The sequence below is a fragment of the Niveibacterium sp. 24ML genome (assembly GCF_026586805.1).
In the GTDB taxonomy this organism is placed as follows: domain Bacteria; phylum Pseudomonadota; class Gammaproteobacteria; order Burkholderiales; family Rhodocyclaceae; genus Niveibacterium.
The window spans coordinates 173889-189109 of the sequence record NZ_JAPFHA010000002.1 but is presented as its reverse complement, the minus strand read 5'-3'; the positions used below and the strand labels follow the sequence as shown (position 1 = coordinate 189109).

At 64.9% G+C, this 15221-nt stretch carries 15 protein-coding genes; 9 read left to right on the top strand and 6 right to left on the bottom strand.

The features are described 5' to 3' along the window. Positions 1–88 precede the first annotated feature (88 nt). Both OPU71_RS02490 and OPU71_RS02485 read left to right on the top strand, forming a co-directional pair. On the top strand, positions 89–556 hold the full coding sequence (locus OPU71_RS02490; protein ID WP_267724672.1) for a DUF4442 domain-containing protein: 468 nt from the start codon (positions 89–91) through the stop codon (positions 554–556). Between the two features lie 68 nt (positions 557–624). Continuing rightward, positions 625–2298, top strand: coding sequence for a SulP family inorganic anion transporter (locus OPU71_RS02485; protein ID WP_267724669.1), 1674 nt, complete (start codon positions 625–627; stop codon positions 2296–2298). Positions 2299–2351: 53 nt separating this feature from the next. On the opposite strand, the gene ppk2 is transcribed toward OPU71_RS02485, so the two are convergent. The 3 genes from ppk2 to OPU71_RS02470 form a co-directional block, all read right to left on the bottom strand. Next, positions 2352–3188: a polyphosphate kinase 2 gene (gene ppk2, locus OPU71_RS02480; protein ID WP_267724667.1), complete on the bottom strand. Its 837-nt coding sequence runs from the start codon at positions 3186–3188 to the stop codon at positions 2352–2354. Between the two features lie 119 nt (positions 3189–3307). Continuing rightward, positions 3308–4276, bottom strand: a complete 969-nt coding sequence (locus OPU71_RS02475) for a CapA family protein (protein ID WP_267724665.1) — start codon at positions 4274–4276, stop codon at positions 3308–3310. Then, positions 4273–4680, bottom strand: coding sequence for a hypothetical protein (locus OPU71_RS02470; RefSeq protein ID WP_267724663.1), 408 nt, complete (start codon positions 4678–4680; stop codon positions 4273–4275). Before OPU71_RS02470 ends, OPU71_RS02475 begins: the two co-directional genes overlap by 4 nt. Before the next feature lie 752 nt (positions 4681–5432). Between OPU71_RS02470 and OPU71_RS02465 the strand changes: the two genes are divergently transcribed. Continuing rightward, positions 5433–6050, top strand: a complete 618-nt coding sequence (locus OPU71_RS02465) for a DUF3267 domain-containing protein (RefSeq protein ID WP_267724661.1) — start codon at positions 5433–5435, stop codon at positions 6048–6050. A 484-nt stretch (positions 6051–6534) separates the two neighbouring features. Here the strand turns inward: OPU71_RS02465 and OPU71_RS02460 are convergent, their stop codons facing one another. Both OPU71_RS02460 and OPU71_RS02455 read right to left on the bottom strand, forming a co-directional pair. Continuing rightward, positions 6535–7038, bottom strand: a complete 504-nt coding sequence (locus tag OPU71_RS02460; protein ID WP_267724660.1) for a DUF4442 domain-containing protein — start codon at positions 7036–7038, stop codon at positions 6535–6537. Positions 7039–7047: 9 nt separating this feature from the next. Then, positions 7048–9078, bottom strand: coding sequence for an NADPH-dependent 2,4-dienoyl-CoA reductase (locus OPU71_RS02455; protein WP_267724659.1), 2031 nt, complete (start codon positions 9076–9078; stop codon positions 7048–7050). Here OPU71_RS02455 and OPU71_RS02450 point away from each other — a divergent pair. From OPU71_RS02450 to OPU71_RS02435, 4 genes are all read left to right on the top strand, one after another. Next, positions 9077–9349 carry a hypothetical protein gene (locus OPU71_RS02450; RefSeq protein WP_267724658.1) on the top strand — a complete coding sequence of 91 codons (273 nt, stop codon included), beginning with the start codon at positions 9077–9079 and terminating at the stop codon, positions 9347–9349. The genes OPU71_RS02455 and OPU71_RS02450 overlap by 2 nt on opposite strands. A gap of 154 nt (positions 9350–9503) precedes the next feature. After that, positions 9504–10814 (top strand): glucose-1-phosphate adenylyltransferase, encoded by a 1311-nt coding sequence (glgC, locus tag OPU71_RS02445; protein ID WP_267724657.1) that lies wholly within the window; start codon positions 9504–9506, stop codon positions 10812–10814. Continuing rightward, positions 10811–12283, top strand: a complete 1473-nt coding sequence (glgA, locus tag OPU71_RS02440; protein WP_267724656.1) for a glycogen synthase GlgA — start codon at positions 10811–10813, stop codon at positions 12281–12283. The genes glgC and glgA overlap by 4 nt, the downstream gene beginning before the upstream one ends. An 86-nt stretch (positions 12284–12369) precedes the next feature. Next, positions 12370–12819 carry a DUF4124 domain-containing protein gene (locus OPU71_RS02435; RefSeq protein WP_267724655.1) on the top strand — a complete coding sequence of 150 codons (450 nt, stop codon included), beginning with the start codon at positions 12370–12372 and terminating at the stop codon, positions 12817–12819. Positions 12820–12828: 9 nt separating this feature from the next. On the opposite strand, the gene OPU71_RS02430 is transcribed toward OPU71_RS02435, so the two are convergent. Next, positions 12829–13797, bottom strand: coding sequence for an NAD-dependent epimerase/dehydratase family protein (locus OPU71_RS02430; RefSeq protein ID WP_267724654.1), 969 nt, complete (start codon positions 13795–13797; stop codon positions 12829–12831). Between the two features lie 93 nt (positions 13798–13890). Between OPU71_RS02430 and OPU71_RS02425 the strand changes: the two genes are divergently transcribed. Beyond that, positions 13891–14784 (top strand): LysR family transcriptional regulator, encoded by an 894-nt coding sequence (locus OPU71_RS02425; RefSeq protein WP_267724653.1) that lies wholly within the window; start codon positions 13891–13893, stop codon positions 14782–14784. 152 nt (positions 14785–14936) lie between these two features. Next, positions 14937–15212, top strand: a complete 276-nt coding sequence (locus OPU71_RS02420) for a hypothetical protein (RefSeq protein ID WP_267724652.1) — start codon at positions 14937–14939, stop codon at positions 15210–15212. Positions 15213–15221: the final 9 nt, after the last annotated feature.

The window sequence follows — 15221 nt, the reverse complement described above, 5'->3', positions numbered from 1 at the left end:
GCTACGCCTGAGCGCGCGCGGATTGCCCTGATCGCCAGCGCCTTGCGCTTGCTGCAGAATGCCGCTACCTGCCCAAGCAAGGACTGCGATGAAAGCCAGCACGCTGCGCCGCCTGATGAACTTCTGGCCGCCCTTTTTTTTCGCCGGCATCCGCGTCAAGCGGATTTCGGACGACTTCCGCGAAGTGGATGTGGCGCTGAAGCTGCATTGGTACAACCGCAATTACGTCGGCAGCCACTTCGGCGGCAATCTGTTTTCGATGACCGACCCGTTCTTCATGTTGATGCTGATGCACATCCTGGGGCCGAAGTATCTGGTGTGGGATCGCGCGGCGAGCATCGAGTTCGTGGCACCGGGGCGGGGCACGGTCACCGCGCGGTTCCGCATGAATGACGCGCAGATCGCGGACGTGACCGAGCAGACGCGCGGCGGCGACAAGTACCTGCCGAGCTTTCATGTGGATGTGCTCGGTGCGGACGATCGGCTGATCGCGAAAGTCAGCAAGACGGTGTACATCCGGCTCAAGCCCGCGCATCGCCCCAAGCCAAGCGCATAGCGGCGCGGCTATCGGCACGCCTACACGGGGCGCATAATCGGCGACATTCGTCCATCAGGAGTCGCCACATGAGCCACGCCCCTACCGCTGCCCCACCGGCGCCGCCGGCTGGCAGCCCGACGCTGCGATTCGATGTGATCGCCGGGCTCACCGCTGCGGCGGTGGTGCTGCCCAAGGCGATGGCCTATGCCACCGTGGCTGGTTTGCCGGTTGCCGTGGGCTTGTACACGGCGCTGATCCCGATGGTGATCTACGCGCTGCTTGGCACCTCGCGCGTGCTCAGTGTCAGCTCTACCACCACGCTCGCGATTCTGGCGGGCACCGAGCTGGCGCTGGTGGTGCCAGACGGCGATCCGGCCAAGCTGCTGACAGCGGCGGCAACGCTGAGCGCGCTGGTGGGCGTGATGCTGATGCTGGCCGCCGCGCTGCGCCTGGGCTTTGTGGCGAATTTCATTTCGACGCCGGTTCTCACCGGCTTCAAGGCGGGCATCGGCTTGGTGATCCTGCTTGATCAGGTGCCGAAGCTGCTGGGCCTGCACATCACCAAGCAGGGTTTCTTCCAGGATCTGATCTCGGTTGTGCAGCATGTGCCCGACGCTTCGATGCTGACGGCGCTGGTGGCGCTCGCCACGCTGGTGGTGCTGATCGGCATGGAGAAGCTCTGGCCGCATTCGCCTGCGCCACTGGTGGCGGTGGGGGGCGGCATCGCCGCGTCATGGCTGATCGGCCTGCAGGCGATGGGGGTGTCGATCGTTGGGCAGATTCCGCAGGGCTTCCCTTCGCTGACGCTGCCAGACGTATCGCTACTCGCCCAACTTGTGCCCGGCGCGGCCGGCATTGCGCTGATGAGCTTCACCGAAACGATTGCTGCGGGCCGCGCGTTTGCACGCAACGACGAGCCGCGAGTCAACGCCAATCGTGAGCTGATCGCCACCGGCGCGGCCAATCTGGGGGGCGCCTTCCTGGGTGCGATGCCGGCTGGCGGCGGCACCTCGCAAACGGCCGTGGCCCGCTCGGCCGGCGCGCAATCGCAGAAGGCCTCGCTGGTCACCGCGGGTGCGGCGCTGGCAACGATGCTGTTGCTCGCGCCGATGCTCGGCCTGCTGCCCAACGCGACGCTCGCGGCGGTGGTGATCGTGTATTCAGTGGGGCTGATCCAGCCGAAGGAATTCATCGCGATCCGCAAGATCCGCAACATGGAATTCCGCTGGGCCTGCGCGGCGATGCTCGGGGTGCTGCTGTTCGGCACGCTCAACGGCATTCTGGTGGCGATCATCATTTCGCTGCTGGGCCTGGCCAGCCAGACCGCACGACCGCATGTGCACGTGCTGGGCCGCAAGCCGGGCACCGATGTGCTGCGCCCGCTCTCGGCCGAGCACCCGGAGGACGAACGCTTTGAGGGGCTGATGGTGGTGCGGCCCGAGGGGCGGATCTTCTTTCTCAACGCCAACGTGATTGCCGACCGGCTGAACGAGCTGATGGCAGAGCACAAGCCGCGCGTGGTGGTGCTCGACATGAGCCGGGTGCCGGATATCGAGTACTCGGCGCTGCAGATGCTGGCCGACGGTGACAAGCGGGTGGCCGAGCGCGGCATCACCTTGTGGCTGGCGGGCCTTAACCCGGACGCGCTGACCATGGTTCAACACGCCGGCCTGGCAGAGCGCCTTGGGCGGGAGCGCATGTTCTTCAACGCGCAGACGGCCATCGAGCGCTACGTCGCCCAAAACAAGAAACCCGCCTGAGCGGGTTTCTGCGGCGTCCGATTCGGCCGGCACCTGGATGCCGGCCGGGCGGATCAGTATTTCTCAGGCACGTACTTGAACGGGTATTCGGCGGCTTTGACCTTGCCGATCTTGCGCTTGGGCAGCTTGACCTTTTCGGCCGGGATTTCTTCGTACGGCACATGTGCCAGCAGGTGGCTGATGACATTCAGCCGCACCTTCTTCTTGTCTTCCGAGCGCGCGGCAAACCACGGCGCCCAGGACGAATCGGTCTTGGCAAACATCGCGTCGCGCGCCACGGTGTAGTCGTCCCACTTGTCGAAGGACTTCACATCCATCGCGGTCAGCTTCCAGACCTTGCGTCCGTCGTCGATGCGGTCGCGCAGGCGGCGCTCCTGTTCTTCGGGGCTGACTTCAAGCCAGTACTTGAGCAGGATGATGCCGGACTCGACCATTGCCTTTTCGACCATCGGCACGACGTCAAGAAACTTCTCGACCTGCTCGGGCTTGGCGAAGCCCATCACGCGCTCGACCCCTGCGCGGTTGTACCAACTGCGATCGAAGATCACGACTTCACCCGCCGCGGGGAAGTGGGGGATATAGCGCTGGATATACATCTGCGTCTTTTCGCGCTCGGTCGGTGCAGGCAGCGCCACAACCCGGAACACACGCGGACTGACTCGCTCTGTGATCGCCTTGATCGTGCCGCCCTTGCCCGCGCCATCGCGCCCTTCAAAAACGATGCAGACCTTCAGGCCCTTGGCGACGACCCATTGTTGCAGTTTCACCAATTCAACATGCAGGCGCTTGAGTTCCTTCTCGTAAGCCTTGGTGCTCATTGGTTCGCTGCTCGCCGCAGCGATGTCGTGCGTTGCTTCTTCGTGCTTGTGCTTGTTCTTCTTGCCAGACATTTTGTCCCCCGTTTGCGGATCCGATTGACCCCGACCGCCACGCGCGGGGCGCGGCGATCCCATTTCCACAATAGCCCTATGGCGGGTGCCCTACAAGCGCGTACGCGGCCGCGATCGGCTTAGTTGGCGCCGCATTCGGCCACTTGGGTTTGACCGCGCCGCCAGCAAGGCGTACGTGCATCCGGGCTGCGGTGCGGGGTGCCGGCTTCGTCCATGCGCGCCTCTACCGTGCGCCAGGCGGCAACGCCGGCGCGGTCCACCGTCATGCGCAAGAGCCAGCCGGTGGTGGTCTCGCGCGTGGTGAAGCTGTCGAACACGAAGTTGCCAAGGCTCCAGATGATGGGCTTGCCGCGGTACACCGCCGCGCCCTGGGTGACATGCGGATGCCCGCCCACCACTGCATCGGCGCCGGCGTCGATCATCAGGCGCGCCAATGCGTGCTGGCGCGCAGAGGGTTGGGTTTCGTGCTCCCAGCCCCAGTGCATGAACGGGATCACCAGGTCGGCGCCTGCTGCACGCGCAGCCTTGATGTCGGCCACCACATGGCTGTCTTCGCTCCAGGCGATGCCGGGCCAGTTGGCGCCCGCTTCGAAGCTGCGCGGCTTGAACTCGTTGTAGCTGAGCACCGCGATGCGCAGGCCCTTCTGCTCGATCCAGAGCGGCGCGTGCGCTTGCGTGAGGTTGGCGCCACCGCCGAACGCGGCGATGCCGGCCGCCTTCAGGTGCGTGAGTGTTTCAAGGAAGGCTTCGCGCCCGTAGTCGCCCGAGTGATTGTTGGCGAGCGCCAGTGCATCGAAGCGGCCGGCGAGCACACGCATCACGCGCGGATCGGCGCGGAAGCTGAAGATCTTGCTTTCAAGCGGTTTGCCGGTGGTAGCAACCGGGCATTCGAGGTTGCCGATCGTGTAGTCGGCGCTGCGCAGCTCGGCATCCCACGCGGCAAGCGGATCGCCCCCGGCGGCGATGGTTTTGCCAGGGCCATCGTCGAGCATCAGATCGCCGACAAATGCCAGTTCAAGGCTGCTGGCGAGCGACACCTGTGCGGCCAGCGCCAACAGCAGTGCGAATGGGGTCTTGAGCGCGCTCACTTTGCCGCCCCCCGCTTGCGCATCTCGCACCAGTATTCAAGCTCGCCATCACGCACCGGTTCATACACCCGCTGAATGCCGGTGAAGCCATGGCGGCGCCCGGCCACCGGCGGGTAGGGAAACTCGGCCACATGGATGGGCACGGCAGTCTCATCGCGGTCGGCATAGGTGTAGAGCTTCACGGCGGCCAGAGATCCGGCGTTACGCTCGACCACCATGCGGAACAGGAAGTAGGACCCCACCGCCACCGGCGATATCTGGTAGGGGCTGGGCGCGGTGTCGGCGCGCATGGTCTGCGTTTCGCCACCGTAGGTGACATGGCAGACAAGTGAGTCGGCGGCCAGACAGCTTTGGCCCAAGAAGCCGGCGCCGAGCGCGGCAAGAAAGCGAATCAGCAGGTGCACACGAGCTCCCAAGGACGAGGTGGGCGCCAGAGTAGCGCGTCTGCGGGCGAAATGACGGCGATGTGCATCAAGCCGCGCCGCGCTTTTGCCGCTGCGTCACGTTGCGCGAGGGCGATGCACGCGCGTGGCGAGGGTCTCGACTGCTCCGCTTGACCGCCCGGCTGGCGGCTGTGCGTGAGCAGTGTGCATTGCGTGCGGATCAGACTTTTCGAATAGTCTGGGCTTACCGCCAGGTTAGCGCCGGACGTCGCGTCCTTGTACGCGACTTTGAGGAAGGCGTTCGCGCGTGCGCTGCTGCGTCAGCGCACAGGCTTGGTGGATGGAATCCACGCCCCCCCCTCGAGCACCCCGGAGCGGGACAAAAGCACACGCCCGTGGCGGCGCTCCGCGCTATGCTCCATCGCCTCGCGGCGGAACAGCGGGCGACCGGACGGTGCCGCGGCACGTTCTTGCCTTACTTGATCGGGAAATCTTGTGTTTGCATTGAGTCCGCAAAAATTCACGAAATCGGGTGACGACACATTGCTTTGGTCGTTTTTTTTTTTGCAAAAATGATGTCGCCGTATTTGTGAGGCATATCACGATCGAGACTTTTGGAGAGAATCATGCAAGAAATTACGATGAACGAAGTCGATGAAGTGTCTGGTGGCAATCCGTTCCTGTTGGGTTTCATCGCCAGCATGGCGCTTCACGCCTACCTGACCAAGTAACGCGGCGGCGCCATGCGAGGCTCTTCGCTCTTCGCGCCTCGCATGGCGCCAAGCTCAATAGATGCGCTCGAAAGCGGCAATATGTCATCAGCAGTGCTTCACGGAAGAATGGAAGACCGCAGCGTCTCCATGTTGCGGGCGAACGTCAGTTCGGCGCCCATTGCAATTTTTGTTGCTGCAGTTGGCGACTGGGCATACAAGACACTTTGGGGGGGCGGTGTAGTCAAGGCGGTGTTCGACATCCCAGTCCTCCAATTGATCCCGATATTGCTGGTCCTCACTGTCGTACACGAGGCGGTGCATGCACTGACGTGGAAGGCGCTTTCAGCGCACCACCGCGAAACGCATGTGCGCTTCGGAATCAATTGGCGCTACCTGGCGCCATACGCTCACCCCGTCGGACGTTTGCCAGCTTGGATCAACCTCGCTGGCGGCCTTGCCCCTGCTTTATTGCTTGGAATCGGGCCATTCGTCTGGGCAACCAGCAACAGCGAACCGCTCGTCGCGGGCATCGCGTTGCTCATGGTCGCTGGCTCCGCGGGTGATTTCATGATCGCTTGGCAGCTGATCGGGGTTCCCATGCGCACCCCGGTCGAGGATAGGCCGGACAGGGTCGGGGTCATCATTCACTGGGACGCCACGCACAGAGCAACCCGTTGAATTGAAAGTTGAATACGTAAGACGCAAGCTCGTGAGGAAGACTATGCAACAACGCGACACCCAAGAAGTTCTCGCCGTCTCCGGCGGCGTCATCCGCGTCGGCATGCCGCCGCCCGTGACGATGCCGGCCCCCATGCCGATCGACTCCATTCCCTGATCGGCAATGTGCCATTCGCGCAGCGCCACGACTTGCCGGCCGCCGCGCTTTCATTTTCGAAGGGCGTGCCATGTCGGCTGGCTCAGAGAAGCCCCAACAGAGCAGTCGTTCGGACGTTTGATGGCCATCCATCCGTTTGCGCACGCGGCGATCAGTTCCGAATCGCCACTTCACACCCTACCCCGCCCTCGTGGCGCTGCTCACGCTGTACGCGGTGAGCGCGCCGCTACCTCTCGCCACGGCGCTGCTCGCGGCGCAGGCAGGCATCGTCAGTGCGCCGCGTCAAGCTCGGCATGAGGGACCGCGTTCACCGTCGTCGGAGCCCCCTCAGGGCTTGGGACGATTGGCCGGAATCCAGGCCCAAAGGTACTCGCACTCAACCGGGTGCTCGCCGGCTTCGTCAGTGACGATGACGGCAACGCTGACCTCCCCCTTGTCGCAGTCCTGCATCAGTTGCCGCTGCTCGGGCGTCAGCGTGGCAACCGCGCGCAGGCTGCCGGTGGCGCGTTTGCGGAAGTGCACCGTGAGCGACTTGGCGAGCGGCAGGCAGTCGTCGCGCACGTTCATCCCGACCACCATGCCGGTGGCGGTTTCCGCCAGCAGGGTTGTCGCCGCTGCGTGCACGCCCTTGATGTGGTTCTGCACCGGGCGACGGTTGGCGATGGCGATTTCGACGCGCGTCGGCGTCATCTCGACGTAATCGAGCTTCGCCGTGCCGGTGAAGGGCACCGCGCGACGCAGTGCGAAATTGCGCGCGGCGCCGCGCAGGAAGGCCGGCAGCGCGTAGAGCTTGGCGAGCGTGCGCGCAAGGCGGTTGGGCTTGGTGTTCATGACGCCCCCTTACAGCGACGCGGCCAGTTCCGCCCCCTGGCGGATCGCGCGCTTGGCGTCGAGCTCCGCCGCGACGTCCGCGCCGCCGATCACATGGGCAGTCTTGCCCAGCGCGGCAAGCTGGTCCGCCAGTTCCCGCAGCGGTGTCTGGCCGGCGCACACCACGATGTTGTCAACCGGCAGTACGTGCTCCTTGTCGCCAACACGAATGTGCAGGCCCGCGTCGTCCACTTTCAGGTATTCGACGCCGCTGATCATTTCGACCTTCTTGTTCTTGAGCGCAGCACGGTGAATCCAGCCGGTGGTCTTGCCCAGTCCGGCCCCCATCTTGCTGGCCTTGCGCTGGAGCATCACCACCTCGCGCGGGCTGGGTGCGGGTTGCGGCTTGGTCAGCGCGCCACCGCGCTCGTAGCTGGCATCGACGCCCCACTCCTTGAGCCAGCCATCCAGATCGAGCGCCAGCGAGTGCCCTTCGTGGGTCAGGAACTCGGCCACGTCAAAGCCAATACCCCCCGCGCCGACCACAGCAACTCGCTTGCCGACCGGCTTCTTGTGGCGGAGCACGTCGATGTACGAGAGCACTTTCGGATGATCGCCGCCGGGCACCGCGAGGCTGCGCGGCTGGATCCCGGTGGCAATGACCACCTCGTCGAAGCCCTTCAGCTCTGCGGCTTCGACCCGCTTGCCAAGCTTCAGATCGACCTTGGCGTTTTCGAGCTGGCGCTTGAAGTAGCGGATCGTCTCGTAGAACTCTTCCTTGCCCGGCACCTGCTTGGCGATGTTGAGCTGGCCGCCCAACTCGTCCTGCGCATCGAACAGGGTCACCGCCAGGCCGCGCTGCGCGGCGTACATCGCGGTCGCCATACCGGCCGGGCCGGCGCCGACAACGGCAACAGACTTCTTCTTGGCAGTCGGAACGAACTTGAGCTCCGTCTCGCGCCCCGCGACCGGGTTCACCAAACACGACGCGAGCTTCTGCTCGAACACATGGTCAAGGCAGGCCTGATTGCAACCAATGCAGGTGTTGATCTCGTCGGCCTTGTTCGCCTTGGCCTTGTTCACGAAAGCCGGGTCGGCAAGGAAGGGGCGCGCCATCGACACCATGTCGGCGCAGCCATCGGCCAGCACCTGCTCGGCGACTTCCGGCGTGTTGATGCGGTTGGTGGTGATGAGCGGAATCTTCACCACGTTTGCGTCCTTCAAGCGCTTGGTCACCCAGGCGAAGGCCGCGCGCGGCACACTGGTGGCGATCGTCGGCACGCGGGCCTCGTGCCAGCCGATGCCGGTGTTGATGATCGTCGCGCCGGCATCTTCGATCGCCTGCGCCAGTTCCACCACCTCGGCCCAGGTGCTGCCGCCCTCCACCAGATCGAGCATCGAGAGCCGGTAAATGATGATGAAATCCGGCCCGACCGCCTTGCGCACCGCCTTCACGACCTCAATCGGGAAGCGGATGCGATTCTTGAACTCGCCGCCCCAGGCATCGGTGCGGTGGTTGGTGCAGGACGCGATGAACTGGTTGATCAGGTAGCCCTCGCTGCCCATCACCTCGACGCCGTCGTAGCCGGCCTTGCGCGCCAGCGCCGCGCAGTTGGCGAAATCGCGGATCGTCTTGGCGATGCCAAAGCGGCCCAGTTCCCACGGTTTGAACGGACTGATCGGCGACTTGATGCGCGAGGCGGACACCGCCAGCGGGTGGTAGGCATAGCGGCCGGTATGCAGGATCTGCATCGCGATCTTGCCGCCCGCTTCGTGCACGGCATCGGTCACCGGCTTGTGATGGCCGACCTGCCAGCGCCACGACAACTGCGCCGCCGAGGGGTAGGCACGCCCTTGCAGGTTTGGGGCGATGCCGCCGGTCACGATAAGCCCGACGCCCCCCTTGGCGCGCTCGGCGTAGAACGCCGCCATGCGGTCGGTGCCATCCTTGGCTTCTTCCAGGCCCGTATGCATCGAACCCATCAGGGTGCGGTTACGCAGGGTCGTAAAACCCAGGTCAAGGGGCGATAGCAGATGCGGATACGGATGGGCGAGCGTCATGGCGCAACTCCTCAAGAAATCGGCCCGGGTGCGGCAGACCGCCCCGGATGCGGCGCATTACACCATACCGTACCGTATGGTGCAAAGCCTGCAGTGCAGCATCGATGCACACCGCCGTGCGATGATGCGCCCAGCGGCGCACAGCTTTGGCGCCAGCGCCCTGCAAAGGCGCATGGCTGCGTATTGTTGCGCGGATGCACTCGCCGACGTGATCTGGAACAACAGGCTTTCATGCTTGGATTGCGGTAGATGCGGCGGCAGTGATACTTAAAGCGAGGTTCAAGTACGCGCGCAACAGTGCAATCGGCATCACGCTTGCTTGATAGCACGCCGGAAACAGCAGGATGGCAGATTTGGCGGCATCGCACCGGTCGGGGGGCTGGTTCGATGGCTGCAGATCCACTACACATCAAGAGGGGGGCATCATGCCAACAGAACAGGCGAGCGGCGTTCGTTCGCGGAGCAATCGTGAGCCGCGCTTTGTCAGCCAGCTCACACGGAACACATTTGCGATGGTCCTGGCCGGCGGGCGCGGCAGCCGCCTGCGGCAACTGACCGATTGGCGCTCAAAGCCCGCAGTGCCTTTCGGCGGCAAGTTCCGCATCATCGACTTCACGCTCTCGAACTGCGTGAACTCTGGCATCCGGCGCGTTGGTGTTGCCACGCAGTACAAGGCGCAAAGCCTGATCCGCCACATCCAGCTCGGCTGGAGCTTTCTCGATGGCCGCCTCGGTGAATTCATCGAGATCATGCCGGCCCAGCAACAGATCGATGAATCGCAGTGGTACCAAGGCACCGCCGACGCGATCTTCCAGAACCTGGACGAAATTCGCCGCGCGAACCCGGAGTATGTGCTGATCCTCTCGGGCGACCACATCTATCGCATGGACTACGGCCGCATCCTGGCCGCCCACGCCGAGAACAACGCCGACCTCACGGTGGCGTGCATCGAAGTGCCGATTGAAGAGGCCAAGGGCTTCGGTGTCATGGAAGTCGATGACAAGAACCGCATCGTCAACTTCGCCGAAAAGCCGGCCGAGCCCAAGCACATGCCCGGCAAACCCGATACCGCACTTGCCAGCATGGGCATCTACGTCTTCAACGCCCGCTTCCTCTTCGAGCAGTTGCTGCGTGACGCCGACGACCCGAAGTCCAGCCACGACTTCGGCAAGGATGTGATTCCTCATTGCGTCAAACGCTATCGCACCTACGCCCACAGCTTCGCGGAAAGCTCGGTCGGCGAACCGGGCAAGCCGGCTTACTGGCGCGACGTCGGTACGCTGGATGCGTACTGGGAAGCGAACATGGATCTGGTGCAGGTGATCCCGCAACTGAACCTGTACGACGAAAGCTGGCCGATCTGGACCTGGCAGCCGCAAAGCCCGCCGGCAAAATTCGTCTTCGACGACGACGGCCGGCGCGGTGCCGCAATCGACTCGATGGTTTCGGGCGGCTGCATCGTCAGCGGTTCGACGATCCGCCGCACGATGCTGTTCTCGGGCGTGCACATCAACAGCTATTCGCTGATCGAAGACTCGGTCTTGCTGCCCAATGTTGAAGTGCACCGCAATTGCGTGCTCAAGAAGTGCATCGTCGACAAGCATTGCGAGATTCCGCCCGGGACGCAGATCGGGGTCGACCCTGTCGCCGATCGCAAGCGCTTCCATGTCACCGAGTCAGGGATCACGCTGGTCACCCCGGCCATGCTGGGGCAACAGGTGCATTTCATCCGATGAAGCGGCGCAAGTCACCGCACATCCTCTTCGCCACATCCGAGATCGCCCCCTGGGTAAAAACCGGGGGGCTGGGCGATGTTGCGGCCGCCCTGCCGCCCGCACTAGCCCGCGCGGGGTGCGACTTGCGCGTGCTGGTGCCGTGCTATCCGGCTCTCGCGCGGGCCTTCCCCGAAGCGCGTGAGCGCGTGCGGATTCCCGGCTTGGCGCTGCGCCTGCCCGAATGCCGCGTGCTGGACGCCGGCGAAATCGCCGCCGGCGTCACGCTCTGGCTGCTCGACTGCCCCAGCCGCTTCGAGCGCGAGGGCAACCCCTACACCGAGGCCAGTGGCGAAGCGTGGAACGACAACGTCTGGCGCTTCGGAATGCTCTCGCGCGTTGCAGCGTGGCTATGCGAGAACGGCGGCGCCACCGGCTGGCCGGTCGATGTACTCCACTGCAACGACTGGCACACCGCCCTCGCCCCCGCTTACCTGCACTACCTCAATGGCGAAACACCCAGCGTGCTGACGGTGCACAACCTCGCCTTCCACGGCCAGTTCCCCGAATCCTGCATTGGCGATCTGGGCTTGCCTCGGCGCGCCTTCCGCTTCGATGGCATCGAGTTTCACGGCAAGCTCTCCTTCCTCAAGGCCGGGCTGCAACTGTGCGATCGCATCACCACCGTGAGCCCCAACTACGCCCGCGAGATGCAGACCGAAGCCTACGGCTGCGGGCTCGATGGCCTGTTGCGCTACCGCCGCAACCGGCTCACCGGCATCCTCAACGGCATCGATGAAGAGGAATGGAACCCCGCCACCGACCCCTTGATCGACACCCGCTACACGATCGACACGCTAGACCAGAAAGCCGCCAACACCCGGGCCCTGCGGGCCGAACTCGGGCTTGATACCGATACGACACCGGTGCTGGGTGTGGTCAGCCGCATGGTCCACCAGAAAGGCACCGATCTGTTGATCGAAGAGGGCGACAGCCTGGTTCAGATGGGGGCGCAACTGGCGATCATCGGATCCGGCGAAAAGCCGCTGGAGGCCGGGCTCCGCGCCCTTGCCGCCAGACACCCCGGGCGCGTTTCCGTCACCGTGGGGTACGACGAACGGCTGGCTCACCAGATCGAAGCCGGCGCCGACATTTTTCTGATGCCCTCGCGCTTCGAACCCTGCGGCCTGAACCAGATGTACAGCCTGCGCTACGGCACGCCCCCCATCGTCCGGCGCACCGGCGGCCTGGCCGATACGGTGGTGGATGCAAACGAAGCCACCCTTGCGCACGGCAGCGCAAACGGCTTCGCCTTCGACCACGCCAGCGGCGAAGCCTTGCTGGCTTGCGTGCGGCGCGCCATGACGCTGTTCCGCGACCCGGTGCGCTGGCGCCAGTTGCAGAAAAACGGCATGCGCGGGCAATTCAGCTGGAAGCACGCCGCCGCCCACTACCGCACGCTTTACGAAAGCCTGATGCCGTCTGTGCGTTAGCGCCTTTCGTCGCGGACCAGCACGATCCGTTTCTGGTGCCGCCCCCAAAGCGCTAGACTGCCGCCATCGCCAGGAGGACCTGAACCATGAATTTCCGTATGCGCCTGCTCGTCTTGCTGATCCCGCTGGCATTTGCGGCCAATGCTGCCAGCGCCGCCGACGCCGTATTCAAGTGGCGTGACGAGAACGGCCGCTGGCAGTACGGCAATCAGCCGCCTGCGGGCGTAAAGGCTGAGAAGGTTACGGCGGAGGTCTCGACGATTCCGGCCTACAAGCCCAAGCCCTTGCCTGCACTCAAAGAACCGGAGCCCGCCATCGCCCCGGCCAAGTCAACTGCGGCGCCGCCACCGGTCACCTCGGCGCAGAGGCAAAAGCTGCTTGAGGCCTGCGAAAAGGCCGGCGGCGAAGACTGCAGCGCAGTCGTCAATGCAGCACTGAACGCATCGGTCAATCAGGCGGCCAAACGCAACACCGCCACGCCCGACAGCAAGGCTTCGCCAGACGTCGAAACACCGCCTTCGTCCAACCAGCAGTAGCCGCGCGGCTCAGCCTGCCTGCGATACGGCCGGACCGCCCAACGCGGGCGGGTCGGCCAGCAGACCCAGCGCCGATCGCAGCGCCGCATCCAGCCCCGTCACAGGCAGATCCCCGATCAGCGCGCGCAGCCGGGTGTCGTCCAGGCGATGCGGGCGACGCCACAGGTAGCGCATCTCGCACAGCGCGCCCAGCATCGGCACGAAGGGCGCGCCCAAGCGGAGCAGCCACCAGGGAAGTTGGCGCCGCTCAAGCGGCCGACCGCACACGCGCTCGAAGGCCGCGGCCAGTTCAACCCCCGTCAGCGTCAGGCCGGCGTAGTGCAGCGTCGCACACCGCGCCAGCCGCGCACGCTGCTCGGCCACCGCAACAAACACCCGCGCCAGATCCGGCAGGTAAGCCCACGCATGCGCCACGTCGTCAGGCCCCGGCAGCACGATCCTGCCGCGGCGCAGATCCTTCGCGATCACCAGATCGAACCATGAGCCGCTCCCCGCGCCGAAGAAATCACCGGCACGGATCACCACGCTACGCACGCCATCGCGGGCCGCATCCCGCAGCTGCTTTTCCAGTTCAATCCGGACGCGCGCCTTGGGCGTGTTGCCCACCTCCGGGGTCGATTCGCTCAGCACGGGCGGCAACTCACTGCCGAAGTTGTACACATTGCCTGGCAGCATCAGCAGCGCGCCGCTCGCCCGCGCGGCCGCCAGCACGCTGGCGGTCAGCGGCGGCACCAGGGCATCCCATTTCGTGTAGTCGGGGTTCAGTGCGTGAACAATCACGTCGGCGCCCTGGGCCGCCTGCGCGATCGCCGCAGCGTCCAACGCATCGCATGTAACGATGCTGACGCCTGCAGGCATGGGCTCGGGCGGCGGCCGCCGCACTTGAGCACGCACCGCCCAGCCCGCTGCGCTGAAGGCGCCGACCAGCGCACCGCCGATCCGCCCGTTCGCACCAAGAACCAGAACCGTTGATTTCATGATCGCCTCCGCCAAAGCCTGTTTGCTTGAGGCCATTGTGCGCGAGTCACCAATACGAAAGAATGCGCAAACCTGAAACGCTCGATTTCAATAATGCATAGCTCAACACCGGCCGCACCGCAGCCTGACTGGGGCCTGATCCGCGCCTTCCTGGCCGTGGTGGATGCCGGTTCGCTCACGCGCGCGGCCGAGATGCTTGCGATCAGCCAGCCCACCCTGTCACGCCAGATCGCCGCGCTGGAGGCTCAAACCGGATCAGCGCTGTTCGAGCGCACCGCCCGGGGCCTGCACCCCACCGCCGCAGGCGATGCGCTTGTCGAGCCCGCGCGACGCATGCAGGCCGCCGCGCAGGCGCTGGCGGCCGCGGGGCAGTCACAAACCCTGGCGGGCACCGTTCGCATGACGGCCAGCGAGATGATGTGCGCCTACGTGCTGCCGCCCATGCTCGCGCAACTGCGGCGCACCCACCCGGAAATCGAGATCGAACTGGTGGCATCGAACCGGATCGACAACCTGCTCGCACGCGAGGCAGACATCGCGATCCGAATGGTGCGGCCCGAGCAAGGCAGCCTGATCACCCGCCATGTCGCGGACTACGCCTTGGGCTTCTACGCCAGCGAAGACTATCTCGCCACCCGGCCGCCGCTCACGCCGGCAAATCTGGCCGTGCATCAGTGGGTTGGCTACGACCAGTCAAACCAGTTGATTGACGGGTTTCGCGCAGCCGGCATCGTGATCGACCGCCACTTCTTCGCCTTCCGTTGCGATAACCAGATCGTCGCCTGGGAAGCGGTGCGGGCAGGGATGGGGGTTGGCATCTCGATGCAGCAGGTTGCGGCGCAGCACCCGCGCCTGCGTCAAGTGCTGGCCGAATTCGCGTTGCCGGCCCTGCCCGTCTGGCTGACCGCCCATCGCGAACTGCGCGACACGCCACGCATGCGCATCGTGTTTGACCACCTCGCAAGCGCGCTCGCCAGCCAAGGCTGAGCGCAGCCCACTCAGCCCCCCGGCTCCCGCACTCCATCGTGCGGGCATGCTCCACCGGCAAGGCCAACCCGGCGCACATGAATCTTCATACTCGCACGCCCGCAGCGGGGCTAGACTTGCATGGAGTCACCGTCCAACACGGGAGTCGCCCGATGAGTACCGAAGCCCTCAGCAGCTTTCTTCGCATCGCGCGTGCCGACGCGGCCATGCTGGCCGAACTGCGCGCTGCCGCCGATGCCGATGGCCTGCGCATTGTGGCGCTGGCTGCGATTGCGGCCCGCCACGGACATACCATCGACCCGGCGTCGCTGCAGATCACCCCGCCGCGCCGCCCCGATGGCGGCGAAGCGCCCGGAGCCACACGCACCCGCTTTGGCGACGCACCACTCTTCCGCGATGCGGCAGGGGAACTGCGGATCCGCCTCTGAACACGACCA

Excerpts from the sequence above, each read along its gene's own strand:
- OPU71_RS02490 (WP_267724672.1), top strand. The coding sequence starts at position 89 with ATGAAAGCCAGCACGCTGCGCCGCCTGATGAACTTCTGGCCGCCCTTT.
- OPU71_RS02485 (WP_267724669.1), top strand. The coding sequence starts at position 625 with ATGAGCCACGCCCCTACCGCTGCCCCACCGGCGCCGCCGGCTGGCAGC.
- ppk2 (WP_267724667.1), bottom strand. The coding sequence starts at position 3,188 with ATGTCTGGCAAGAAGAACAAGCACAAGCACGAAGAAGCAACGCACGAC.
- OPU71_RS02465 (WP_267724661.1), top strand. The coding sequence starts at position 5,433 with ATGGCGCCAAGCTCAATAGATGCGCTCGAAAGCGGCAATATGTCATCA.
- OPU71_RS02460 (WP_267724660.1), bottom strand. The coding sequence starts at position 7,038 with ATGAACACCAAGCCCAACCGCCTTGCGCGCACGCTCGCCAAGCTCTAC.
- OPU71_RS02450 (WP_267724658.1), top strand. The coding sequence starts at position 9,077 with ATGGCGCAACTCCTCAAGAAATCGGCCCGGGTGCGGCAGACCGCCCCG.
- OPU71_RS02455 (WP_267724659.1), bottom strand. The coding sequence starts at position 9,078 with ATGACGCTCGCCCATCCGTATCCGCATCTGCTATCGCCCCTTGACCTG.
- glgC (WP_267724657.1), top strand. The coding sequence starts at position 9,504 with ATGCCAACAGAACAGGCGAGCGGCGTTCGTTCGCGGAGCAATCGTGAG.
- glgA (WP_267724656.1), top strand. The coding sequence starts at position 10,811 with ATGAAGCGGCGCAAGTCACCGCACATCCTCTTCGCCACATCCGAGATC.
- OPU71_RS02435 (WP_267724655.1), top strand. The coding sequence starts at position 12,370 with ATGAATTTCCGTATGCGCCTGCTCGTCTTGCTGATCCCGCTGGCATTT.
- OPU71_RS02430 (WP_267724654.1), bottom strand. The coding sequence starts at position 13,797 with ATGAAATCAACGGTTCTGGTTCTTGGTGCGAACGGGCGGATCGGCGGT.
- OPU71_RS02425 (WP_267724653.1), top strand. The coding sequence starts at position 13,891 with ATGCATAGCTCAACACCGGCCGCACCGCAGCCTGACTGGGGCCTGATC.
- OPU71_RS02420 (WP_267724652.1), top strand. The coding sequence starts at position 14,937 with ATGAGTACCGAAGCCCTCAGCAGCTTTCTTCGCATCGCGCGTGCCGAC.